22 protein-coding genes are annotated in these 23,526 nt (G+C 72.2%); 15 read left to right on the top strand and 7 right to left on the bottom strand.

Annotation, left to right across the window (positions count from 1 at the left end; genetic code table 11):
* Positions 1 to 7: 7 nt before the first annotated feature.
* Positions 8 to 832 carry a CPBP family intramembrane glutamic endopeptidase gene (locus RB614_RS33360; protein ID WP_308716682.1) on the bottom strand — a complete coding sequence of 275 codons (825 nt, stop codon included), beginning with the start codon at positions 830 to 832 and terminating at the stop codon, positions 8 to 10.
* A gap of 649 nt (positions 833 to 1,481) precedes the next feature.
* Here RB614_RS33360 and RB614_RS33355 point away from each other — a divergent pair.
* The 5 genes from RB614_RS33355 to RB614_RS33335 all read left to right on the top strand — a co-directional run bounded on the left by RB614_RS33355 (position 1,482) and on the right by RB614_RS33335 (position 8,621).
* Positions 1,482 to 1,856 carry a cupin domain-containing protein gene (locus RB614_RS33355; protein WP_308716681.1) on the top strand — a complete coding sequence of 125 codons (375 nt, stop codon included), beginning with the start codon at positions 1,482 to 1,484 and terminating at the stop codon, positions 1,854 to 1,856.
* A 312-nt stretch (positions 1,857 to 2,168) separates the two neighbouring features.
* Positions 2,169 to 2,336 carry a hypothetical protein gene (locus RB614_RS33350; protein WP_308716680.1) on the top strand — a complete coding sequence of 56 codons (168 nt, stop codon included), beginning with the start codon at positions 2,169 to 2,171 and terminating at the stop codon, positions 2,334 to 2,336.
* 94 nt (positions 2,337 to 2,430) lie between these two features.
* Positions 2,431 to 3,012, top strand: coding sequence for a CueP family metal-binding protein (locus RB614_RS33345; protein WP_308716679.1), 582 nt, complete (start codon positions 2,431 to 2,433; stop codon positions 3,010 to 3,012).
* A 332-nt stretch (positions 3,013 to 3,344) separates the two neighbouring features.
* Entirely contained in the window at positions 3,345 to 3,992 is a 648-nt protein-coding gene (locus RB614_RS33340; protein WP_308716678.1) for a hypothetical protein, read from the top strand.
* Between the two features lie 159 nt (positions 3,993 to 4,151).
* Positions 4,152 to 8,621, top strand: coding sequence for a glycoside hydrolase family 2 TIM barrel-domain containing protein (locus RB614_RS33335; RefSeq protein WP_308716677.1), 4,470 nt, complete (start codon positions 4,152 to 4,154; stop codon positions 8,619 to 8,621).
* A gap of 537 nt (positions 8,622 to 9,158) precedes the next feature.
* Here RB614_RS33335 and RB614_RS33330 read toward each other — a convergent pair.
* The 3 genes from RB614_RS33330 to RB614_RS33320 all read right to left on the bottom strand — a co-directional run bounded on the left by RB614_RS33330 (position 9,159) and on the right by RB614_RS33320 (position 11,952).
* Entirely contained in the window at positions 9,159 to 9,980 is an 822-nt protein-coding gene (locus tag RB614_RS33330) for an ABC transporter ATP-binding protein (protein ID WP_308716693.1), read from the bottom strand.
* Between the two features lie 26 nt (positions 9,981 to 10,006).
* Complete coding sequence (locus tag RB614_RS33325) at positions 10,007 to 10,786, bottom strand: ABC transporter permease (RefSeq protein WP_308716676.1); 780 nt, start codon at positions 10,784 to 10,786, stop codon at positions 10,007 to 10,009.
* Positions 10,787 to 10,983: 197 nt separating this feature from the next.
* Positions 10,984 to 11,952, bottom strand: coding sequence for an ABC transporter substrate-binding protein (locus tag RB614_RS33320; RefSeq protein ID WP_308716675.1), 969 nt, complete (start codon positions 11,950 to 11,952; stop codon positions 10,984 to 10,986).
* Between the two features lie 476 nt (positions 11,953 to 12,428).
* Between RB614_RS33320 and RB614_RS33315 the strand changes: the two genes are divergently transcribed.
* The 5 genes from RB614_RS33315 to RB614_RS33295 all read left to right on the top strand — a co-directional run bounded on the left by RB614_RS33315 (position 12,429) and on the right by RB614_RS33295 (position 16,429).
* Positions 12,429 to 13,130 carry a GntR family transcriptional regulator gene (locus RB614_RS33315; protein WP_308716674.1) on the top strand — a complete coding sequence of 234 codons (702 nt, stop codon included), beginning with the start codon at positions 12,429 to 12,431 and terminating at the stop codon, positions 13,128 to 13,130.
* A 39-nt stretch (positions 13,131 to 13,169) separates the two neighbouring features.
* Complete coding sequence (locus RB614_RS33310; protein WP_308716673.1) at positions 13,170 to 14,105, top strand: DUF6282 family protein; 936 nt, start codon at positions 13,170 to 13,172, stop codon at positions 14,103 to 14,105.
* A 193-nt stretch (positions 14,106 to 14,298) separates the two neighbouring features.
* Positions 14,299 to 15,066, top strand: a complete 768-nt coding sequence (locus RB614_RS33305) for an NAD(P)-dependent oxidoreductase (RefSeq protein WP_308716672.1) — start codon at positions 14,299 to 14,301, stop codon at positions 15,064 to 15,066.
* Positions 15,067 to 15,089: 23 nt separating this feature from the next.
* Positions 15,090 to 15,806: a PIG-L deacetylase family protein gene (locus RB614_RS33300; protein WP_308716671.1), complete on the top strand. Its 717-nt coding sequence runs from the start codon at positions 15,090 to 15,092 to the stop codon at positions 15,804 to 15,806.
* Complete coding sequence (locus RB614_RS33295; protein WP_308716670.1) at positions 15,803 to 16,429, top strand: 4-carboxy-4-hydroxy-2-oxoadipate aldolase/oxaloacetate decarboxylase; 627 nt, start codon at positions 15,803 to 15,805, stop codon at positions 16,427 to 16,429. Before RB614_RS33300 ends, RB614_RS33295 begins: the two co-directional genes overlap by 4 nt.
* 116 nt (positions 16,430 to 16,545) lie before the next feature.
* On the opposite strand, the gene RB614_RS33290 is transcribed toward RB614_RS33295, so the two are convergent.
* From RB614_RS33290 to RB614_RS33280, 3 genes are read right to left on the bottom strand one after another with little or no spacing between them, the layout of a single operon-like run.
* Positions 16,546 to 17,298, bottom strand: a complete 753-nt coding sequence (locus tag RB614_RS33290) for an MBL fold metallo-hydrolase (RefSeq protein WP_308716669.1) — start codon at positions 17,296 to 17,298, stop codon at positions 16,546 to 16,548.
* A gap of 2 nt (positions 17,299 to 17,300) precedes the next feature.
* Positions 17,301 to 17,729: a RidA family protein gene (locus RB614_RS33285; RefSeq protein ID WP_308716668.1), complete on the bottom strand. Its 429-nt coding sequence runs from the start codon at positions 17,727 to 17,729 to the stop codon at positions 17,301 to 17,303.
* Positions 17,726 to 18,448: a GntR family transcriptional regulator gene (locus RB614_RS33280; protein ID WP_308716667.1), complete on the bottom strand. Its 723-nt coding sequence runs from the start codon at positions 18,446 to 18,448 to the stop codon at positions 17,726 to 17,728. Before RB614_RS33280 ends, RB614_RS33285 begins: the two co-directional genes overlap by 4 nt.
* Positions 18,449 to 18,710: 262 nt before the next feature.
* On the opposite strand from RB614_RS33280, the gene RB614_RS33275 reads away from it, so the two are divergent.
* The 5 genes from RB614_RS33275 to RB614_RS33255 are packed head-to-tail and all read left to right on the top strand — an operon-like array spanning position 18,711 to position 23,525.
* The gene (locus RB614_RS33275; RefSeq protein ID WP_308716666.1) at positions 18,711 to 20,027 is read left to right on the top strand and encodes an ABC transporter substrate-binding protein; all 1,317 of its coding nucleotides are present in this window, start codon (positions 18,711 to 18,713) and stop codon (positions 20,025 to 20,027) included.
* Entirely contained in the window at positions 20,024 to 20,965 is a 942-nt protein-coding gene (locus RB614_RS33270) for a carbohydrate ABC transporter permease (protein ID WP_308716664.1), read from the top strand. The genes RB614_RS33275 and RB614_RS33270 overlap by 4 nt, the downstream gene beginning before the upstream one ends.
* On the top strand, positions 20,962 to 21,792 hold the full coding sequence (locus RB614_RS33265) for a carbohydrate ABC transporter permease (protein ID WP_308716663.1): 831 nt from the start codon (positions 20,962 to 20,964) through the stop codon (positions 21,790 to 21,792). Before RB614_RS33270 ends, RB614_RS33265 begins: the two co-directional genes overlap by 4 nt.
* Positions 21,789 to 22,538 (top strand): SIS domain-containing protein, encoded by a 750-nt coding sequence (locus RB614_RS33260; RefSeq protein ID WP_308716662.1) that lies wholly within the window; start codon positions 21,789 to 21,791, stop codon positions 22,536 to 22,538. The genes RB614_RS33265 and RB614_RS33260 overlap by 4 nt, the downstream gene beginning before the upstream one ends.
* Positions 22,539 to 22,568: 30 nt before the next feature.
* Positions 22,569 to 23,525, top strand: coding sequence for a sugar phosphate isomerase/epimerase family protein (locus RB614_RS33255; RefSeq protein ID WP_308716661.1), 957 nt, complete (start codon positions 22,569 to 22,571; stop codon positions 23,523 to 23,525).
* Position 23,526 lies beyond the last annotated feature (1 nt).

The raw sequence follows: 23,526 nt of genomic DNA, 5'->3' as shown, positions 1-23,526 counted from the left end.
GGCGAGCCTAGCGGGCCGCGACGGCCGGGGTGGGGCGCCGGCGGCGGGACACCACGTGGCCGCGCCGGCGGGCCAGCACCATGAACACGGTGGTCACCAGCACACCCGCCACCACCGTGTACAGGCTCGCCTCCGGTCCGAACGCGCCGCCGCTGAGCAGGGTCGAGCCGGACGTCACGCCCTCCAGCAGCCCCTCCGACTCGCCGTTGCCGGAGACCTGGGTGCCGAAGACGCCGGCCTGGGCGAAGTTCCAGCCGAAGTGCAGGCCGATCGGCACCCACAGGGTGCGGGTGGCGGCGTAGGCGGAGACGAGCATCCCGCCGCCCGCGACCGCGACGGCGATCGCGCCCCACAGGCTGGCGTTCTCGTTGAACAGGTGCGACAGGCCGAACACCAGCGCGGTCAGCGACAGCGCGGCCCAGGTGCCGATCCAGCCCTCCACGATCCGAAACAGCACACCGCGGAAGATCACCTCTTCGGTCACCGCGGCCGCGGCCATGAAACCGAACAGTCCCACCGCGCCGGAGACCGAACCCCACCCCTCCACGCGGTAGCCACCGAGGAAGGCGATATTTACGATCACGGCCGCGAACAGCCCGGCCCCGATCAGCACCCCGCGGGACACCCCGCCGGCGGCCCCGCCCCACTCCGCCTCCACCGGCGCGCGGCGCTCGGTCCGCCGCACCACCCACCGGTACGCGAACAGGGCGAGCACGGCCGTCGCGATGCCGAGGAGGAGCGTGAGGACCGCGTTCCCCTCCACCAGCGCCACCCCCAGCTGGCCGGCGAAGGCAACCACCGCGACGGCTCCGAGCTGCTTCAACAGTCGCATGACGACTCCTTGGCGAGACTGCGCGCGGCCGGGCGCCGCGACACGTAGAACGCTATGGATCCGGCCCGCCGCAATCGTCACCGCACAGTGGACACTTGCGGGTAGCTCGCTCGGGGGACAGCCCCCGCACCGCGCGGGCGCTCGCCGGCGCGAACGGGCTGGCTGGTCGCCCGGGCCCGCGCCGCCGGCCCCGACCGCCTCCACCCGCCGCCGAGACCGACACTTCAGCACCTCGCCGCCGGGCGGGCGGATGTGTCTGTGCGGGAAGCTCTGGAGCTGCCCCGTCTGTGCGTGCGACCGCGCAGCTTCCCGGCACCCGCCGTGTGCGGTGGCCGCGACGTCAGCGCGAGCTCGCCCGGGGGCTTGTGTCGTGGAGCCGGCTTGTGTCGTGGAGCCGGCAGCGGAGGCCGGGGGCGTCGGCGAGCGCCAGGTCGCCGCCGGCCGTCGCGGTGCCGTGGGAAGGCACCCCAAGAAGACGCTCCACGTCCCCGGGGAACCCGCGCATGCGGTCCGCGGCTGGCGCGGGCCGGGGTATATCGGAAGCCCTTGGGCCGGATGGCACCCGCGGGGGGCCAAGAGCCCCTGACCGGGAAGGGGCGGGAGGGCTGGTGTGGTGTGAGAAGGCCGGTATCGCGAGCGAGGAGCGGACATGCGACCGGAGGCTGGACCACTCATCGACGGCATTGACCGCACGACGCGCCTGCTGGATCCCGCCGCCATCGAGCGGATCCCGTGGCGGCCGGTGGAGGGCTGCCCGGGGGTCCGGGAAAAGCAGCTGTGGGGCAACGCGGAGCTGGTCTACGCCCTGATCCGGTATGCGCCGGGGGCGCGGACGCCAGGACCCCCGCACCACATCGCGGACCACCACATCTGGGTGCTCGCGGGGCGCGCGACCATCGGCGGCCGGCCGGTGGTGGCCGGGTCGTACCTGCACGTCCCGGTGGCGGTCGAGCACCCGATCCAGGACGTGGGGCCGGACGGGTTCCTGGTGCTGCAACTGCACCACCGGTACCCGCGGCCCTGACCGGCCGTGGGGAGGTCGTCACGCGAACCGATGCTTCACCAGCCGAGCGGTCGCGGCCGCGTCGCCGGACGCGCCTGGCCGCCGGCATCCCGTTCCACGCGACGTTCACGGCCGCCTCCGGCTGGGCGGTCGAGCTCAACGCCTGCTAGCCCGCTGGGCGCCTGTCGCCGCGTCCCGGTCACGCCGAACAGGGCCAATGGCCCGCCGGTTGGGCGCCGTTGGACCCGTACCCGAGCGTCCGGGCGACCCTGGGAGCCGGCGGGCCGGCGGCGCAGGCTGGGGGTGACAGTTCGCCGGACGAGGGAGGCAGTGATGAGACCGCAGACCGCGCCAGCGACCCGCCGGGTGGCGACGCTGACCCTCGAACGCCCCGCCATCGCGCACCTGGACCAGCCCGCGGCACCCGCCTGCCGCCCGGTGGCAAGCGCACGCCGCGCGACCCGCCGACCCGCCTGGCGCCTGCGGTGCGTGAAGCCGTGAGTGCCCCGGTCGGCGGTGAGCTGGCCGTGCGGGTGCTGGTGGCCGCGGCCAGCAAGCACGGCGCCACAACCGAGATCAAGGAGCTGAGCGACGTATGAGAACGGTGAAAGGCCTGGTGCTCGCGGCGGCCGCGGCACTGGCCCTGGCGGGATGCGGGTCCGCCGCGGACGAGCCGGCCCCGGCCACGACCGGCGGTTCGGTCCTCGCCGCGTACGACCTGGAGGGGCTGGACGCGCGGCAGGTGATCGACCGGCTCGAGAGCACTCCGGTCGACGCCCGGGCGCGGGACCTGCGGGCGTCCGTACGCCCCGGGCAGCTGCTGCTCACCGACTCGCGGACCGGTGCCTCGACGGCGCTGGACCTGCCGGCCGGCCAGTTCTATCTGTCGATCGCGCCGTACGTCGGCGGCACCCACGACTGCTTCAACCACAGCCTCACCACCTGCCGCGGTGAGCTGGCCACCGAGCGGATGCACCTGACCGTCACCGACCGGGCCACCGGACGGGCCCTGGTCGACCAGGACGTCCAGACGTTCGACAGTGGCTTCGCCGGGTTCTGGCTGCCCAGCGGCATCGACGCCACCGTGCGGGTCGACCACGACGGGCGTACGGCCACCGCCGACGTCTCCACCGGACCCGACGACCCCACCTGCCTCACCACCATGCGTCTGTCGTAGCCACCCCGCAGCGGGGGGCCGGGGTACGGCCCCCGGCCCCCCCGCCCCGCCCGGGCCCCGGGGGGGCCGCCCCCCCCCCCCCCCCCCCCCCCCCCCCCCCCCCCGGCGCGGCCCCCCCCCCCCCCCCCGGGGGCGCGGGCGGCCCCCCCCCCCCCCCGCCGGCCCGTCCGGGCCCCGGTGAGCGGTCCCGTCGTAGGGGGACCGATGGTCCCGCCGGATGCGGGACTTGCTTCTCTGCCGGTGGGGAGCGCAACCGTCGAACATCTATTTCGTCAATGTACTGCCGCGAGCTGAGCCCGCCGGGCAAGCTCCACATTCGACGGAGTGATCCCATGAAGCGTAAGACCCTGGACCTCGTGGTCAGCGTCGGCGGGCTGGTTCTGGCTGCCCTGCTGCTGATCGCCGGCCTCGTGCTGACCAGCAACGCCAACTTCGCCAAGAACTACGTCGCCGACCAGCTCGGCCAGCAGAACATCTCGTTCAAGCCGGCCGCCGAGCTCACCGAGGAGGAGAAGGCCCAGCCGTGCCTGGTCGAGTACGCCGGGCAGAAGCTGACCACCGGCAAGCAGGCCGAGTGCTACGCCAACAACTTCATCGGCCTGCACCTGAAGTCCACTGCGGACGGCAAGACGTACGCCGAGCTGGGCGAGCCCCAGACGCAGCTGCGCACCCAGGTCGCCGAGGCGGAGAAGACCAACGCCCCCAACCTGGCCGACCTGCAGACCCAGCTCGCCCAGGTGAACCAGCAGCGGGACACCGTCTTCAAGGGTGAGACGCTGCGCGGCCTGCTGCTGACCTCTTACGGCTTCAGCGAGTTCGGCACCAAGGCGGCCCAGTTCGCCACCGTCGCCTACCTCGCCGCCGCCGCGCTGCTCATCCTGGCGGTGCTCGGCCTGATCCACGCGCTGGTCACCCCGAAGACCGCGACGTTCGCCGCCCCGGAGCCGGAGACCAAGCAGCGCGTCCCCGCCTCCGCCTAGACGTCCCCGTGATCGAAGCTCCCCTCAAGTCGCTAGAACGACTTGGGGGGAGCTTCGATCACCGGGGAGCGGATCTTTTCCTTGAATATGTACATGGCTGGATGTTAGGAAGGGGTGAGTCGTCGGATCCGCGCCAGATCCGGATAGGGAGGCCGTCCCGTGCCAGCCCGTCGCCTGCTCGCGTCCCTCACACTCCTCGCGCTGGCCTGGCCGGGCGCGCTCCCGGCCGCGGCGGCCGCCCCGGCCGGTCCGGGGCCGGTCACCGTCGACGACGTCTACCGGTACCTCGACGACCCGGGCATGACCGGCGAGGGGCAGGAGGCCCCGCACGCGATGCTCCGCCCGTACCCGGACGCGCGGACCGCCGCCGCCGACGTCACCGAGCACAGTGCACGGTCGCCGTGGGTCGCGACGCTCGACGGCGGCTGGCGGCTGCGCGTCGTCGACCACCCGCGGGACGTGCCGGCGGGCTTCCACGCCGCGGACTTCGACGCCTCCGGCTGGCCGGCGGCCACCGTGCCGCACACCTGGCAGTCCGACTTCCTGGACCACCCGATGTTTCGCAACATCCCGGAGGAGATCTGGCCGGACGACCCGCCCCGGGTACCGCGCGACGTCAACCCCACCGGCGCGTACGTGCGCGACTTCGAGGTCGCGCCCTCCTGGTCCGGGCGCCGCACGGTGCTCCGCTTCGAGGGCGTGACCAGCGGCTACTTCGTCTGGGTCAACGGCCACTACATCGGGTACGACCAGGGCGGCTACACGCCCGCCGAGTTCGACGTCACCGGGGCGGTACACGCCGGCACCAACCGGGTCGCCGTGCAGGTGCACCGGTGGGGCTCCGGCGCCTACCTGGAGGACGTCGACCAGTGGCGGTACAGCGGCATCTTCCGGGACGTCTGGCTCTACTCGACGCCGGCGACGTACCTGCGCGACGCGTACGTCACGACCGACCTGGACGCCGCGTACCGGGACGCCACGCTGACCGCGCGGCTCTCGCTCGGCGGCGCCGCGGACGGCTACACGGTGCGGGGCACGCTGCGCGACCCGCGGGGCCGTACCGTCGCCACGACGACCGGGCGGGACACGCTGACCGCCGCCGTCACCGACCCGGCCAAGTGGAGCGCCGACGCGCCACACCTGTACGCGCTGGTGCTGGAGCTGCTCGACCCCGGCGGCCGGGTCACCCACGTCACCGCGCAGGCGGTCGGCTTTCGCGAGGTCGAGGTCCGCGACGCCCAGATCCTGGTCAACGGCGAGCGGATCCTGATCAAGGGGACCAACCGCGCCGAGACCGACCCGGACACCGGCCGGCACCTGAGCCGGGCCGCCCAGCGCCGCGACGTCGCGCTGATGAAGAGCATGCACATCAACGCCGTACGCACCTCCCACTACCCGTCCGACCCCTACCTCTACGACCTGGCCGACCGGGAAGGGCTCTGGGTGGCCGACGAGGTCGACATCGAGACCCACTCCCACGAAAGCTGCCCGGACAACTGCCTCGCCTCCCGGCCGGAGTGGCAGGCCGCGTTCGCCGACCGGTTCCAGGCGATGGTGGCCCGGGACAAGAACCACCCGAGCGTGATCATTTGGGACACCGGCAACGAGGCCGGGCTCGGCACCGCGCACTTCGCGATGGCCGCCTGGGCCGACGCGAACGAGCCGACCCGGCTGCTTTACCACCAGTCCAACAGCCCGAACGGCGACGCGCCGTACGCCGACGTGTGGGGACCCCGCTACCCGACGCCGTCCTATGTGGAGTCGATCGCCCGGACCGCGACCCGCCCGATCGTCTTCGGCGAGTACGCCCACGCGATGGGCAACAGCGTCGGCAACTTCGACCGGTTCTGGGCGCTCGTGCGCCGGTACCCGTCGCTGCAGGGTGGCTTCGTCTGGGACTGGGCCGAGGCCAACCTGCGCCAGCCGCTGGTCCTCACCCCGGATTCGTCGCCCAACCGGATCCAGGCGTTCGCGGTCGGCAAACCCTCCATCGTCTCCGGACACCTCGAACTGTCCAGCCTGGACGACTTCGTCAGCACGTTCCGTGACCCGCGGCTCGACTTCACCGGTACCGCCGTGACGCTCGACGCCTGGGTGCGGCCGGGGGAATGGGCCGGCAGCTTCCCGATCGTCACCAAGGGCCGGGCGTACGCGCTGCAGATGCGGGACCGGACCACGCTGGAGTTCGGCGTCACCACCGACGGCTGGTCGGCGGTCGCGGCGCCGGTGCCGGCCGACTGGTACGGCGCGTGGCACCGGGTCACCGGCGTCTACGACGGCACCGCGCTGCGGCTCTTCGTCGACGGCGCCGAGGTCGCCACCGCGCCCCGCACCGGTGCCCTCGACCCCGGCCTCTACGAGGTGAACGTCGGCCGCAACGCCCAGACCCAGCAGGACGACCTGCACACCCGGTTGGCCCGCGGCGCCATCGACACGGCACGGGTCTACGGCGCCGCCGTGCCGCCCTCCGCCTCGGCGACCCCCGCGCTGGCCCTCGACTTCGAGCGCGCCGAGCGGCGCGGTGACTTCGACAGCCTCGGCATCAGCCTCTCCGGCACGGACGGGATGGTCGGCACCGACCGGTACCGGCAGCCGGAGACGGTCGAGGTGGCCTGGGCGCACGCTCCGGTCCGGTTCGCCACGGCCGGCTCCACCGTGACCGTCCACAACGAACAGCCGGCCGGCACGCTCGACGTGACCGTGCGGTGGTCGCTGGTCGAGGTGGACCGTACCCTGCGCTCGGGAAGCCGGCGGCTGCGCCTGGCGCCCGGGGCCACGGCCGGCCTCGACGTGGGCCAGGCACCGCCGAACCCGCAGGACCGGCAGCGCTGGCTGCGCGTCGAGGCGGTCGGGCGGGAGGGCGTCCGGTACGGCTGGGACCAGTTCGCCGCCGGCGGCCGGGTGGTGCCCGGCGTGCTGCCGCCGGCACCGGCGAAGGGGCCGCGGCTCACCCGCGACGACCGCACGGTGGTGGTCGCCGGCGACGGCTGGACGTACCGCTTCGACACCGCCACCGGCACGCTCCGCTCGATGGCCGCCGGCGGCCGCGAGCTGCTGCGCACCGGGCCGGAGCTGGACGTGTACCGGCCGCCGACCAGCAACGAGACGTACGGGTGGGGGACCGCCGACCGCGAGGTGTGGCACGAGCTCGGGCTCGACCGGCTCAGCACGGCGGTGACCGGCGTCTCGGCGTCCACGGTGGCCGGTGCGGCGGTCGTGGAGGTGCGCGCCACCGCGACCGGCGAGCCCGGGCTGCTCGCGTTCGACCAGGTGCTGCGGTACCGGATCGACGGGCGCGGCACGATCACGCTCGACCACCGGGTCACGCCGGGCGGCAGCGGGCTGGGCGCGCTGCCGTACCTGCCCCGGGTCGGCGTGCGGCTCCAGGTGCCCGACGAGATGGACCGCTTCGCCTGGTACGGCCGGGGTCCACACGAGACGTACAACGACCGGGCCAGCGGCGCCTTCACCGGCGTGTGGCGGGACACGGTCGACGGGCAGTACGTGCGCTACTCCCGGCCGCAGGCCTACGGCAACCACACCGACTCCCGCTGGGCCACCCTCCACGATGGACGGCGAGGGCTGCTGGTCGGCGGCGACATCGACGTGAGCGTGACGCCGTACGACGAGCTGGCCCGCGCCGAGTACGACTTCCAGCTCCCCCTGGTCCGTAACGAGGGCTGGGTGACGCTGCACGCCGCGGCCGGCGAGACCGGGATGGGGGAGACACCCAACTCGGTGCTCGACGAGTTTCGCGTGCCGGCCAACCGCGCCCACGAGTACTCCCTGGTCATCCGCCCGCTGACGGCGGCCGAGCTGCGGGCCGGCGGGGTACCCGACTCGCGGGCGCCGGCGCCCTGCCCGCCGGACGTGGCGGTGGCCGCCGGCGAGCAGATCACGCCGGGAGAGCCGCACGAGGTGACCGTGACCGTCGGGGCGCGGTGCGTCGGCGGCGCGACCGGCACCACCGCGACCCTGGCCGCGCCGGAGGGCTGGACCGTCACGCCGGCCGCCGCCGACCTCGGCACCGTCGCCTATGGCACGCCGGAGAAGGCCGTCTTCACGGTGACCGCGCCGGGCGGCACGGACACCGGGCGGTACGAGCTGAGCGCGCGGGTCAGCGCCACCACCAACGGCTTCCCGACCACGGTGGACACCTCGGCGACCGTGCGGGCGCCGCTGCCGCCGGGCGGGCTCTGGGTCAGCGACCTGCCGTTCCTGGTGGCCGAGAGCGGGTGGGGCCCGGTCGAGCGGGACATGAGCAACGGCGAGCAGCCGGCCGGCGACGGGCGCCCGATCGCGATCGGCGGCGAGGTGTACGACAAGGGCATCGGCGCCCACGCCCCCTCCCGCATCGCGGTCGACCTCGGCGGGCGCTGCACGTCGTTCCGCGCGGACGTGGGTGTCGACGACGAGATGGGCGCCAGCGGCTCGGTCGCGTTCGAGGTCTGGGTCGACGGCGAACGCCGCGCCGCCACCCCCGTCCTGACCGGCGCCGCCGGCGCCGAGCCGATCACCGCCGACGTGACCGGCGGCGACCGCCTGGAGCTGCGCATCACCGACGGCGGCAACGGCAACGGCGCCGACCACGGCGACTGGGCCGCCGCCCGCCTGCTCTGCGCGCCCTGACCCGCCGCGCCCAGATGACCGTCCACACCAGACAATCTTTTCCGGAAACAGATTCGAGCTACCGCGACGTCCGTCGTGGTCCAGACCGTCGCGCGGGCCCCCGGGGAAACGTGGAGCGCAGCGGAGCGTTTTCTTGGGGTGCATTCCCGCGGCCTCACCCTCCGCGGTCCAGACCCCCGGGGCCGCAAGGCCCGCGGTGGGCAAGCCCGCCGCGACGAGCGGCCCGGCCACGGGCGTCCGCGCCCGCGAACCGACCAGATCTGGGGTCAGCGTCTCGCGGGTTGTTCCGGGTCGGACAGGGACGGGGTCCCGCGACCTTAGGCAGCCGCCTCAGGGCACCGGGGTCGTTCGCCGCAGATCTTGGTAGTTGGGTGCCCCCATAGGGGCACTGAAATACCAAGATCGCCTACGCCGCCCCAGGGGCTCAGCCCTCGTCGGTGGCGGGCGGGGGTGGGTTGGGTCGTGTGACGCGGAGGGTGACGTGGCGGGAGCGACGGTCTGGACCACGGCGGGCGTCGCGGTAGCTCGGATCTGGGTTTAGGTGAGGACGCCGCGCCGGGTGCGGGTGCGGGGCGGGCGGGGCTCGGGGGTGTGCTGTTGGGGTTCGTCGTTGTGGAGCAGGAGCTGGTGCAGCTCGGCGGAGACGGTGGCGACCTGCTCCAGGTGGGCGTTGTGGCCGAAGGAGCGGGGGCGGGGGATGTCGACGTCGACCAGCCGGCGCAGGCGGCCGGGGCGGGCGCTGAGGACGGCGACCCGGTCGGCCAGCAGGACCGCCTCCTGGATGGAGTGGGTCACGAAGACCACGGTCGTGCCGAGCTCCATGTGGATGCGCTGCAGCTCGACGGCGAGCTCCTCGCGGGTGAGGGCGTCCAGCGCGGAGAAGGGTTCGTCCATCAGCATGACCTTCGGCCGCTGGATCAGCGCGCGGCAGAGCGAGACCCGCTGCTGCATGCCGCCGGAGAGCTCGTGCGGCAGCCGGTTGGCGAAGGCGGTGAGGCCGGTCATCGCCAGCAGCCGCATCGCGTGGTCCTGGTGCTCGGAGCGCTTGAGGCGGAAGATCTCGATGGGCAGCAGCACGTTGTCCAGGACCGTGCGCCAGGGCAGCAGCGCCGGGCGCTGGAAGACCATGGCGACGTCGCGCCGCGGGCGGGTGACCTGCTCGCCGGCGAGCAGCACGCCGCCCACCGACGGCCGGAGCAGGCCGGCGATCAGCCGCAGCAGGGTGGACTTGCCGCAGCCCGAACGGCCGATCACGGCCAGGAACTCGCCGTTGGCGATCTCCAGGTTGATGTTTCGGAGCGCCTCGACGGTGCCGGTGCGGGCCTTGAAGGTCTGCGACAGGCCGGCGACCTGGATCATGGTGCCCTCCCTGAGGGGTGTCCGGCTCATGACGAGACCGCCTTGGCCCACGGCACGAGCATCCGTTCGAGCGCCGCCACGAGGTAGAAGAGGGTGGCCCCCATGACGGCGAGCAGGGTCAGCGCGGCGAACGCGAGCGGCGTGTCGGCGGACTGGCCGGAGCTGACGACCACCGAGCCGAGGCCCCGGTCCGGCTGGATGACCTCGCCGATGATCGCGCCGATGATGGCGAGCGAGGTCGCCACCTTCAGGCCCACGAAGACCTGGGGCAGGGCCCACGGGAGCCGGACCTTCAGGAACGTCTGCCACCACGACGCGGAGAGCGAGTGCGCGAGCTCGCCCAGGTCGCTGGGGGTGCTGGTGACCCCGGCCATGGTGGAGATCATGATCGGGAAGAAGCAGAGCAGGACGACCATCACGATCTTCGGCTGGGAACCGAAGCCGATCCAGACCAGCAGCAGCGGCGCGAGCGCGACCTTCGGCACCGCGTTGATGCCGGCGATCAGTGGCAGGGTCATCCGCTCGACGGTCCGGGAGGCGGCCAGCACCACCGCGATGACCAGCCCGCCGGCCGCGGCGATGCCGAACCCGATGAGCGTCTCCAGCAGGGTCACCCAGGTCTCGCGCAGCAGGTAGCCGGGGAGCCGGCCGAAGGCGTCGACGACGTCGGGCGGACCGGGCAGGAAGAACGGGTCGACGTCGAAGGCTTCGGTGGCGAGCCACCAGATGGCGATGGCCAGCACGGCACCGAGCGCGGGCAGTCCGGCGTTCGACCAGCGCGACGACGCTCGAGATCTCTTAGTCAAGGCGGCTTCCAAGGGGGTGGTCGGACAGGAGGGTGGCTTGGCGCTATCGTGTCGTTCTTCCGGTCAGGGTGGAGCATGGCGGGACGCCGAGCCCCTCCAGCGACGTCGTCCCGCCATGCTCCGGCCGGATCACCGGCGCCGGGCGCCTCCCGACAAAGGCGTCCGGCACCGGCTACCGAGCCGGTGAGGCGGCGCGGTCAGGTCTTCGGTACGAAGGTGAAGTCGGCGACCTTCGCCGGCGTCAATCCCTCCGGCATCAGCTTCGCACCCTGCAGGATGGCGATGGTCCGCGCCACCCGTCCCTCGTCCATGCTGCCGATCTTGGCGCCTCCGTTCGGCGGCACGTACGGCGCCATCGCGTCGATCTCGCCCTTGCCGGCGGCCACGGTGTAGCTCGGCTTCACCTTGTTGAGGATGGTCGCGGCCTCCTCGGCGTTGTCGAGGCTGTACTGGAGTCCCTTGAGGGCGGCGTCGGTGAAGCGGCGCACCAGGTCTGGGTCGTCCTGGATGAGCTTCGGCGTGGTGATGATGGCGTTGCCGAAGAGGTCGCCGAGGTAGTCGCTGTAGGGGAGCACGACGACCTCCTTCTTCGACACGGTCGCCAGCGCGCCCCGGCTGAGCAGGAAGGTGCCGAGCGCGTCGACCCTCCGGCTGGCCATCAGGCCGTTGAGCGCGGTGGTCTGCGCGCCCTGGATCTTCACCGTCTTGGGGTCGAGGCCGGCGAGCTGGGCGTACGCCGGGAAGAGCAGCTCCGTCACCGACCCGGCGCCGGTGGCCATCGTCTTGCCGGCCAGGTCACGCGGGGACGCGATGTTCGTGTCCTTTGTGGTCATGACCGCGAGGAGCGTGCGCTGGTGGATGGCGGCGATCGCCCGCCACTCGGTGAACTCGCCGCGGCCGGCCTGGATGACCGCCCCGGTGAAGTCGAGCGCGCCGAACTGGACCTGGCCGGCCTTGAGGGCGGTCAGGTTCGGCACGTTGCCCGCGCCCTCCTTGATCTCGACCTCGATGCCGGCCTCCTTGAAGAAGCCCTTTTCCTTGGCCACCCAGACGAACGCGTCCCGGCCGACCGCGCCGAAAGCCGTGATGTAGGCGACCTTGTCGGGCTCGCCGCCGGCCGCGCTGTCACCGCCGTCCGCGGAGTCGTCACTACTGCAACCGCTCACCACCAGAGCTGTGGCCAGAAGTGCCGCTGCCAGCACTCGCGAGCGTTTGAACATCTTGCCTCCGATTTCGACACGTTGAGGGGGGCGCGCGCGGCGTTGAGGGGGTCGCCGGCGCACCTTGTCGGGGGGTGGAGAGACAACACAGGATCGACGGGCGTGCGTGCCGACCCGCGCCTCGCCCGGTCGAGAATCGTAGAGCACCCAACCGTGCATGTCACCGCACGAATCCGCCAAATTGGTGATGCCAGAGAGGGCTCTCCGCCGGTGTCGGGCGGCGTTTCCGCAGGTGGAAGCCGGTTTCATGGCGATCGACAGGACGACAATCTCGTAGCCATTATTGTTGATAATCTTGACGTCAAGATCGCCGGCAGGTGGCGTGCTGCACGGTAAGGTGGCGGGGTGATTCAGCGAGACGACGTGGCCGCACCCGCCATGACATATAGAAATGACGGTCCGTTCCGAGTGGTGAGCGGGCTGTGAGCACATCTCCCCGGCGTTCGCCGGGCCGCTCGGCCGACGAGGCGTACCAGGAGGTGCGGCAGGCGATCCACAGTGGTGAGTTGATGCCCAACGAGCGGCTGACCGAGGCGGCCCTCGCCGAGCGGCTCCAGGTGAGCCGGGCGGTGGTGCGCACCGTGCTGGTGCGGCTCGGTCAGGACGGGCTCGTGGTGCTCACCCCCAACCGCGGCGCGCACGTGCGGATGGTGACCGAGGAAGAGGCGGTCGAGATACTCCAGGCGCGCACCGTGCTGGAGGCGCTCACCGCCCGCCAGGCCGCGCTCAACGCGACGGCCCGGGAGGTCACATCGATCCGCCGGGCGCTGGACCGGATGGCGGAGAAGCTCGACAAGGGCGACCTGCTCGGCTACTCGGAGGGAAACGCCAAGCTGCACGCGGCCATCATCGCCGCGTCGCGAAACGAGACCGTGGCCCGGCTCATCGCCGACCTGCGCGCCCACATGGTCCGGTTCCAGTTCCGCACGATCCTGGTGCCCGACCGGCCGGGCACGTCGTTCGGCGAGCACGCCGCGATCGTGGAGGCCATCGCCGCCCGCGACCCGGACGCCGCCGAGGCCGCGATGCGCGACCACCTCCAGCAGGTCGAGTCCACATTGGCCAAGACCGCGACGGCCATCAAGCGCCGGTCCGGCCAGCCCAACTCCAACCGTGTGGCCTGAGCCCACCGCGACGGCCGCCCGACCCCTCGAGGGAGCAGCATGTCCGAGCACCCCGTCCCGTCTCCACGTGCCCGCGCCCTCGTCGCCGGGGCGTACGACACGCACGTGCACATCGCCCCCGACGTGATGGAGCGCCGGATCGACGACCTCGACCTGGCCCGCCGCTTCGCCGAGGTGGGGCTCGCCGGCTTCGTCGTGAAGTCGCACTACGTGGCCACCGCCGAGCGGGCGGCGGTGGTCCGCAAGGTGGTGCCCGGGGTGGACGTGCTCGGCGCGGTCACGCTGAACGGCTCGATGGGCGGCATGAACCCGGCCGCGGTCGAGATCGCCGGCCGGCAGGGCGCCCGGTTCGTCTGGATGCCCACAGTGGACTCCGCCAACCAGCGCCGCGGCCACGCCAGCGACCTGCCCGGCGCCAAGCCGGCGATGTGGGGCGCGCTCCAGGCCGACCTGCGGGCCCAGGGCATCGCGCCGGACGTGGTCGAGGTGGTCGACGCCGAGGGGCGGGTGCTCGACCGGGTACGGCAGGTGCTGCGGGTCATCGCCCGGCACGACCTCGTGCTCGCCACCGGGCACCTGAGCGGCGACGAGATCCTCGCCGTGGTCCGGGCCGCGGCGCAGGAGGGGGTACGCCGGATCGTCGTCACCCACCCCGAGTTCACCTCACAGCGCCTGCCGGTGGCGCGGCAGCGGGAGCTGGTCGAGGCGGGGGCGTTGCTGGAGCGGTGTTTCACCACGCCGTACACCGGGAAGGTGGCGTGGGAGGACATGTTCGCCAACATCCGGGCGGTCGGCCCCGAGCACTCGATCCTCTCCAGTGACCTGGGGCAGCCGTTCAACCCGCCGGTCGAGGACGGCCTGGCCCTCTTCGCCGACCGCCTGCTGGAGGCCGGGTTCGGCGAGCCGGAGGTGCACACGATGGCGGTGGTCAACTCCCGCCTGCTCGCCGCCGCCAAGGCGGACGTCGCGGCGTAGTCGGGGGTGGTGATCGAAGCTCCGTTCACGCCGTTCGCGCGACTTGACGGGAGCTTCGATCACTCCGGAAGGTCCCTGGACGGCCCGGCCGGGCCTGCTCGTCCACCCGAACACCGGTTGACTTTGCCCACGAGATTGCTAACAATTTTGTCAATGATCATCCGGCGGGGAGGTCCCGAGGGGGCGCGGTGGCGTGACGGCGGTCGCGGTGATGGGGCTGGGCGAGGCCGGGCGGATCTACGCCCGCGACCTGGCGGAGGCGGGCTACCGCGTGCGCGGCTTCGACCCGTACGTGCGGCTGGACGGCGGGTCGACGACCCAGGTGCCGACCGCGCGGGAAGCCGTCGCCGCGGCCGACCTCGTCATCAGCCTGGTGGGTGCCGCGGCCGCGGAGCAGGTCGCCCGCCAGGCCCTCCCGCACTGCGCGGAGCACGCCGTCTACGCCGACCTCAACACGGGTTCGCCGGGTCTGAAGAGGACACTCGCCGGGCTGGCGGAGGCCGCGGGTGTCGCCTTCACCGACGTCGCGGTGCTGGCCCCGGTGGGCCGGCGCGGCGCGCGTACCCCGCTGATGGCCAGCGGCGGTGCGGCCGAGCGGTTCGCCGTGCTGGTGCGCGCCGCGGGCGTGCCGGTGCAGGCCGTCCCCGGCGGTCCGGGCGCGGCGGCCGGCCGCAAGCTGCTGCGCAGCGTCTTCATGAAAGGCCTCGCCGCGGTGCTGCTGGAGTGCGACCGGGCCGCGGCCGCCGCCGGGGAACGGGAGTGGCTGCGGGCGCAGGTCGTCGGCGAACTCTCCGGCGACGCCGGCCAGCTCGTCGACCGGCTGATCGACGGCAGCCGGGTGCACGCGGCGCGGCGGATCCACGAGGTCGACGACGCGGTCGACTACCTGACCGAGCTCGGCCAGCCCGCCTGGGTCATGGCAGCCACCCGCCGGTGGCTCGCCTCGCTGGCCGAGAACTGACCCCTACGAAAGGTTTGATACCTGTGACCGTACGCAGAATGCTCGTCGTCGGAGCCCACAGCGCCGACTTCGTCTGGCGCGCCGCCGGTGCCATCGCCAAGCACACCCTCGCCGGCGGTGAGGCCCGGGTGGTGACGCTCTCGTACGGGGAACGCGGTGAGTCCGGGGAGCTGTGGAAGGAGCCCGGGCAGACGGTCGAGAACGTCAAGCGGATCCGCCACCGCGAGGCAGCCGCCGCCGCAGAGGCGGTGGGGGCCAGCTACGAGTGCTTCGACCTCGGTGACTACCCGCTGAACGCCGGCCCCGCGGACGTGGACCGGCTCGCCGAGCTCATGCGCGAGTTCGCGCCGCACGTCGTGCTCACCCATCCGGCGAACGACCCGTTCAACCCGGACCACCCGGTGGCGTACCGGGTGGCGGCCCAGGCCCGGCTGCTCACCTCCGGCGCGGTCGTGGAGGCCGGGTTTCGCACCGCGCCGCCCTCGGAGTTCCTGGTCTTCGAGCCGCACCAGCCGGACCTGTGCGGCTTCGTGCCGTCGGTCTTCGTCGACATCACCGAGGTCTTCGACGCGAAGGTCAAGGCCATGTCGGCGATGAGCGCGCAGTCGTACCTCCAGCAGTACTACACCGAGCGCGCCGAGCACCGGGCCAACCACGCCCGCAAGGTCACCGGCGACAAGGCGATCCGCCAGGCCGAGGCGTTCCAGCGGATCGTGCCGAACGTGGTGGGAACGCTATGAGTGACCGGTACGACGAGTTGGCCCGGCTCGGCGTGGCGACGGTGTACGAGGCGTCCGGCCGCCAGGGGCTGGTCGACGAGGAGCTCGTCCGGCTGGTCCCGGGCAGTGCGGCCGCCGGGCCGGCCCGGATCGCGGTCTGCGGGCCGGCGGACAACCGCGCCGTGCACGAGGTGGCCGCCCGCACCCAGCCGGGCGACGTCGTGGTGCTCACAATGGACAGTCCGGTGCCCGTGGCGCTCGTCGGCGACCTGCTGGCCACCCAGCTCAAGACCCGCGGCGCGGCGGGGGTGCTGGTCAACGGTTCGGTGCGGGACGCGGACGCGCTGCGCGAGCTGGGCCTGCCGGTCTGGGCCCGGTGGATCCGGGTGCGCGGCGCGACGAAGGCGCACCGGGGCGCGGTGGACGTACCGGTCGTGGTCGGCGGCACGGTGATCCACCCCGGGGACGCCGTGGTCCTGGATGGCGACGGCGCGGTCGTGGTGGCCGCCGACCGGCTCGACGCCGTGCTGGCGGCGAGCCGGCGGCGCGAGGCGACGGAGGCCGAGGCCCGTCGGCGGTACCTGGCTGGCGCCCTCTCCTACGACCTGTACGGCTACCGGACGGCGGACGCCCAACCAGCCTGAGCACGCCCGCAGTCGGCCCGAGGACGTCGGGCCGCGGCCGCCGGCCTGAAAAGGCCGGCCGCAGACGCCCAGTCGGCCTGAAAGACGGGCGCGCGGCCGGGCTGAAAGACGGGCGCTCAGTCGGGCTGGAGGACGTTCGGGGGTGGGACGAGCCGGCGGAACGAGCGCGCCGCGGCCTGGATGTCGGGCCGGGCCGCGTCGAGCACGAACGGGCCGTGGCCGGGCAGCAGGGTGTCGACGTCGCGGCCGGCGAGCCCGATGACCGTCTCCGCGTACCGGTCCAGGCGGCAGTCGTGCAGCGCCTGGATGCTGACCCGGCCGCCGGCGAAGAGGCAGTCGCCGCTGAAGAGCATCGTGCGGCCGCCGGTGGACAGCAGCAGGACGAGGTGGCCGTCGCAGTGCCCGGGCGCGGCCACGACCTCGACCCGCAGGCCACCGGCGGCGATCGTGTCGCCGCCGGCGAGGACGCGGTCGACCGTGGCCGGGGCCAGCCGGTACCCGTCCGGGTAGACGCCGGCGGTGCGGGCGACCGCGAGCGAGGTGCGGACCTCGTCGCCGGTGGCCAGGGCCTCGGCCGTTTCGGCGCCGGCCAGCAGCGGGATGCCGGCGGCGCGGGCGGCGGCCGCACCGCCCGCGTGGTCGGCGTGGTAGTGGGTGAGGACGGCGCCGGTGAGGGCCCGCGGGTCGCATACCTCGGCCACGGCCGCCAGCCACCGCCGCGTGCCCAGCCCGGTGCCGGTGTCGACGAGCAGCCCGCCGGCCCCGTCCCAGATCAGGTAGCAGTGGCAGTCGTGCGGGTCGGTCAGCGCGTCCGGGTGGGTGCCGCTGCCGACCAGCCACACCGAGTCGAGGAGGGGGACGGCGGACACGGTCAGCTCCGCCCGCCGGGCGCGGGGCTGTGTTGATCGCGCTCGCTGGGCGCCCCGGGGCGTACGGCGACCACGTCGATCTCGACCAGGATGCCGGCCAGCGTGCTGCCGACCGTGGTGCGCACCGGGTACGGCGGCTGGAAGCGGCGGCCGTACACCTCGTTGTAGGCGGCGAAGTCGCGGTCCAGGTGTTGCAGGTGGACGGTGGCCTTGACCACGTCGCGGAGCCCGAGCCCGACGGTGCGCAGCGCCCGCTCGACGTTGTCGATGACCCGCTCGGTCTGCGCGGCGATCCCCTCGGGGATCTCGCCGGTCGCCGGGTCCTGCGGCCCGAACCCCGCGGTCCACACGAACGCGCCGGCGTCGATCACGTGGCTGTACGGGCCGGCCGGGGTGGGCAGGTCGGCCGAGGTGTGCGCGGTCCAGGTCATTGGTTCTCCAGGTGGGTCGTCGGGGTGCGGCGGAGGTCGGACATGACCTCGTACCGGTCGGCACGGTAGCGGGAGTGGGCGCGCTGGACGGCACGCCCGTTCGCGTCGAAGAAGACGTCGATGATCTCCAGGGCGGGTGCGCCGGCGGGCAGCCCGAGTAGCTGGGCGTCGCGGGAGAGGGCGACGGCCGCCCGGACCCGCCGGTGGGCGGAGGTGACGACCACCCCGGCCGAGGCGAGGACCTGGTGCAGCGAGCCCTCCAGGTCGGCGCCGGCCAGCAGCCGTTCGAAGCGGATGGGCAGGTGCCCCTCCTCCAGGCACATCGGCTCGTCGTCGGCGAACCGCAGGCGCTCCAGGCGCATGACCCGGCTGGCGGCGGCGACGCCGAGGTCGTCGGCCACGTCGGCCGGGGCGGGCATGTCCTCCAGCGCGATCAGGCGGGAGCTGGGGCGCAGGCCGCGCCCGCGCATGTCCTCGGTGAACGAGGTGAGTCCGGGACCCATCGCGACGGTGGGGCGGCGCACGAAGGTGCCCAGGCCGGGTACCCGCTCGACCCGCCCGTCGGTGACCAGCGCGTCCAGCGCCTGCCGGACCGTCATGCGGCTGACCTCGAACCGTGTGGCGAGGTCCTTCTCGGACGGCAGCCGGGAGCCGGCGGGGAGGTCCCGGCATTCCTCGCGGAGGGCGTTCGTGATCGCCACGTGTTTCGGCGTTGGCATGGCGTGATCATCCCGTATCAGTCTGTGCCGGCGCGGACCGCGTCCGTCGATGGGAGCGCGACCTGCTCCTTTGCCAGCTTGTGACCTTCGGCCCGTTGACCCGGTCTAGACCGCAACTGTACTCTCCGAAACAAGCTTCCAAAGCTCTAGCACTCGTCTAGCCCGCTGGTCGAGGTCTGTCGATCTCCCGGGACACACCGGGTCGCGACGATCAACATAAAAGGTCGCGAAAGGAGAAGATTCCGTCATGAGGTTACGAAAGGTGAGAAGAGCCGCTGTTGCGGCACTCGCCCTCGCGGTCGTCCTGCCGGTCGCCGCGTGTGGCGGCTCAAGCGGTCCCAGTGGTGGCGGCGACGGCGACAAGACGCTGACGCTGTGGCACATGGAGCAGCCGCCCAACCGCGTCGCGGCGTTCCAGAAGGTCATCGACGCGTACAACGCGACGAACCCCGAGTACAAGGTGCAGGCGCAGGTCCAGGACTGGAACCAGATCTACACCAAGATCTCCAGCGCCGTGCAGTCGAAGACCCAGCCCGACATCCTGTTCACGATCCCCGACTTCACCACCTACGTCCGGCCGCTGGGCGCGGTCCGCCCGGTGACCTCGCTGGTGGAGGAGCTGGACAAGGAGCACACGTTCGGCGACGCGGCCAAGGCCGCGTACCGCGACGACGACCAGTACTGGGCGGTGCCGCTCTACGGCATGGTCCAGATGCTCTGGTACCGCAAGGATCTGTTCGCCAAGGCCGGGATCACCGAGGCGCCGAAGACCTGGAGCCAGCTGCTCGACGACGCGAAGAAGCTGACCAGCGGCAACCAGAAGGGCATCGCCGTGCCGGCCGGCAAGAACCTCGCCACCGACCAGGTGATCTACAGCCTGATGCTCACCGGCGGGGCGGGCAACTTCTTCACCGACAGCGGCCAGGTCGCCTTCGACAAGCCGCAGACGGTCGCCGCCCTCAGCCTCTACGCCGACCTGCTCAAGCAGTCCCCGAGCGACGCCGGCAACTACTCCTGGGGCGAGCCGCAGGCCGCGTTCAACAGCGGCGCGGCGGCGATGGCGATCGAGAAGGGCCAGTACCTGGCGCCGTTCGAGAAGGAGTCCGGGCGGCCGGCGAGCGACCTCGGTTGCGCGCCGATCCCGCAGGCCGACACCGGCGGCCAGCCGGGCAGCATCTACTACTCGAACGCCGCGATGGTGCTCTCCCCGGACGACGCGCGGGCCAAGGGCGCGGAGGACTTCCTGCGCTTCGTGCTGAAGCCGGAGAACTACGGCCAGTTCCTCAACGCCGAGCCGGGCCTGTTCCTCCCGCTCACCGAGGACGGCGCCACGGCCCCGTCGTGGACCGACAACGAGGTGATCAAGAAGTACCAGGGCTGCGTCGACGCGATGCTCGAGCAGTCCAAGACCGGCGGGCTGTTCGGCTTCGTGGACGGGCAGTACGTCGACTCGATCGGCAAGGTCTCCGGCCAGAACATCCTGGCCCAGGTCGTGCAGCGGGTGTACAGCAACGGTGAGTCGCCGGCCGCCGCGGTCAAGTGGGGCCAGCAGCAGATGCAGGAGGCAGTCTCGCGATGAGCGGGCGCAGCGCAGTCCCGGGTGTGCAGGGCGTCGCCCTGCGCGCCCGGGCCGCTGGGCATCGGCGGCCGTGGACCCGGCACCTGCTCGGGTACGCCCTCGTGGCCCCCCTCGTGCTGCTGATGGTCGGCGTCATCGGTTACCCACTGCTCAACACGGTGCTGCTCAGCTTCCAGGACCAGGGCGTGGTCGGCAGCAACTCCACCTACGTCGGCTTCGAGAACTACGGGCGGGCCCTGGGCGACGGCGAGTTCTGGGCCGCCATCGGCCGCTCCGGCATCTGGCTGGTCGGCAACCTGGTCGTGCAGACCGTCATCGCGTTCGTCACCGCCCTGGTGATCGGCGGCAACGGCCGCTGGGCGCGGGCGTCGCGCACCTGGACGCTCTTCCCGTGGGTCATCCCCACCGTGGCGGTCGCGGTCATCTGGCAGTGGCTGAGCAACAGCAACTACGGCGTCGTGCCCAAGGCGGCGAGCGCGGTCGGCATCGACGGGCTGGGCAGCCCGTTCGGCGACAGCGCGCTGGCCATGCCGGCCCTGATCCTGATGAACAGCTGGCACTGGTTTCCGCTCGGCGCGGTCGTCATCTACGGCGCGATGCGCACGATCCCGGGGGAGATCTACGAGGCCGCCCGGGTGGACGGCGCGAACGCCTGGCGGACGTTCTGGCGGATCACGTTTCCGCTGCTGCAGCCGGTGCTCTTCGCGCTCGGCCTGGTCGGTTCGCTCTGGTCGTTCAACATCGTCGACTCCATCTACCTGGTCACGAAGGGCGGCCCGGCGGACGCCACCACCACCGCGCCGGTCTTCATCTACAACAAGGCGTTCAACGAGTTCCAGGCGAGCGACGCGGCCGCGGTCAGCGTCGTGACGATCATCCTGCTCGCCGCGCTCGCCTTCTTCTACATCCGGGTGGCCAGGCCGAAGGAGGACCAGTGACGACCGCCCTGCGGTGGCACCGGGTGCCCCGCCTGCTGGCGATGGCGGCACTGACCGTGATGGTGCTCGGGCCGCTCTACTGGATCACGATGTCGGCGTTCAAGGACCGCGAGGAGATCCTGCGCAGCACGCCGACGATCTTCCCCGAGCACCCGACGCTGGAGAACTTCCGGGAGCTCTTCACCGCCACCGACTACCCGTCCTACCTGACCAACAGCTTCATCGTGGCGCTGCTGACCGCGTTCTTCACGATGCTCGTGTCGTTCGCGGCCGCGTACGGGCTGTACCGGCTGCGCATCCCCGGCGGCAACAAGGTGGCCGGGCTGATCCTGGTCGCGTACATGATCCCCGGCACGCTGCTGCTCGTCCCGCTGTACCAGGTGTTCGCCAAGGTCCAGCTGGTCGACACCCGCAACGCGCTGGTGATCGTGAACGTGGCGTTCACCGCGCCGTTCTGCACCTGGCTGCTGCGCGGGTTCTTCTTCGCGATCCCGCGCGACATCGACGAGGCGGCGGCGGTCGACGGCGCCGGCCCGGTACGGATGATGTTCCGCATCGTGCTGCCGCTGCTCCGCCCCGGCCTGTCCACAGTGGGCGTCTACGCGTTCGTCTTCTCCTGGACCGAGTTCGTCTTCGCCTCGCAGCTTCTGGTCAGCGACGACCTCAAGACGCTCCCCATCGGACTGAGCGCCATCATGGGCCAGTACACGGTGAACTGGGGCCTGCTGATGGCCGGCACCGTCTGCACGGTCATCCCGGCGATCGTGCCGTTCCTCTTCGCCGGCCGCTACTTCGTCGGCGGCCTGACCGCGGGAGCCGTCAAATGACCGCCCGGGGAGAAGGGGTGACCGGCGCCCGCTACGCGCTCGGCGTGCGGGAGATCCTCGCCGCCGCGGTCGAGGAGGAGCTGCCCGCGATCCAGAAGGCCGCCGAGCTGGTCGCCCACTCCTTCGCCCGGGAAGGCGTCTTCTACGTCTTCGGCAGCGGGCACTCGCACATGTTCGGCGAGGAGGCGTTCTACCGGGCCGGCGGCGCCGTGCGGGTCTGCCCGATCCTCAAAGGACCGCACATGCTGCACGAGGGCGCGGTCCGCAGCACGGTGCTGGAACGGGAGAAGGGGCACGCCGAGGCGCTGCTGGAGGGGTACCGGCTGGAGGGTGGCCGGGACGTGCTCCTGATCGCCTCCAACTCCGGCGCCAACCCGCTGCCGCTGGAGGTGGCCGGCGTCGGGCGGGAGCGGGGCGTGCCGCTGATCGCGATCACCTCCCGGCGGTACGCGACCTCGATCGAGCGGCCCGGCCCGCGGCTGCACGACCTCGCCGACGTCGTGGTGGACAACCACTGCCCGCCCGGCGACGCCCTCGTGGAGCTGGGATCCGGCCTCCCCGCCTGCGGCCCTTCGTCCACTGTGGTCGGCATGACGCTGCTCAACGCGATCATCGTCGAGGCGCTCGGCATCCAGCTGCGCGCCGGCGAGACGCCCCAGGTCTTCATGAGCGCGAACATGTCCGGCGCGGACCGCCACAACAGCCGCATGGTGCGCGAGATGTCGAGTCTCGTACCGCACCTGTGAACCGCACCTGTGCAGGAAGGAAGCAGTGTCATGAAGCTCAGTTTCGAGGTGTGGCCCAACATGCCGTGGGGGCGCCTGGAGGCGGCCGGCCCGGCCTGGAACTCCTGGGGTGACAAGCCCGCCGCCTGGTGCGTCGAGCAGACCGCCAAGTACGGCTACGACGGCGTGGACTTCATCTTCGCCAAGCTGCTGGAGGCGCCGAAGAGCGAGTACGACGAGCAGCTGCGGCAGGTGCGGGCCACGGCCGAGCGGGTCGGCATCGACATCGGGTACGTGGCCCACCACACCACGTTCGTCAGCCCGCGCGAGTTCGACCGCGAGCGGGGCATCGACACGTTCAAGAAGGCCCTCGACGCGGCCGCCGTGCTCGGCGCCAAGTCGGTCTGCACGCTCATCGGCGACGGCTACTACGACCCGCCGCTCAACGTGCTGCTGAGCCGCAAGGAGGCGTGGCGGCAGTGCCGCGAGGCGATCACCGAGGTGGCCGCGCACGCCGCCGGGCTGGGGCTCAACGTCAGCATCGAGCTGCTGCAGGGCACCATCCTCAACCGGGTCGAGCTGATCGAGCGGATGTTCGACGAGGTCGGCGCGAGCAACCTGCGGATGACGCTGGACACCGGCGCGTTCTACGTCACGGTCAAGCCGTTCATGAACGTCAAGGCGGCGGTCAAGCGGCTCGCCCGGTACATCGACATCGTGCAGATCAAGGACGAGGTCGGGCTCCCCACGATCGTCAACTGCAACCACATCTGGTTCGGCGGCGGGCTGGTCGACTTCCGCGAGACGTACGAGGCGCTCGCCGAGATCAACTTCGACGGGTACGTCAGCGTCGAGTGGGAGGGCTGGCAGGTCGGCGGCCCGATCGGCGTCGGCGAGCCGGCCGGCGTGGGGCTGGCCGACTTCGACCGGGTCGCGGAGGAGTCGCTGGAGTTCCTCGGCGAGTTCGGCTTCGTGCCGCTGCGGAGCCAGCCGGTGGGGAGCCGGTAGC

Source organism: Phytohabitans maris (genome assembly GCF_031085175.1).
Taxonomy (GTDB): domain Bacteria; phylum Actinomycetota; class Actinomycetes; order Mycobacteriales; family Micromonosporaceae; genus Phytohabitans; species Phytohabitans maris.
The sequence above is the reverse complement of the archived record's forward strand: the minus strand, read 5'-3'. Positions and strand labels throughout refer to the sequence as shown.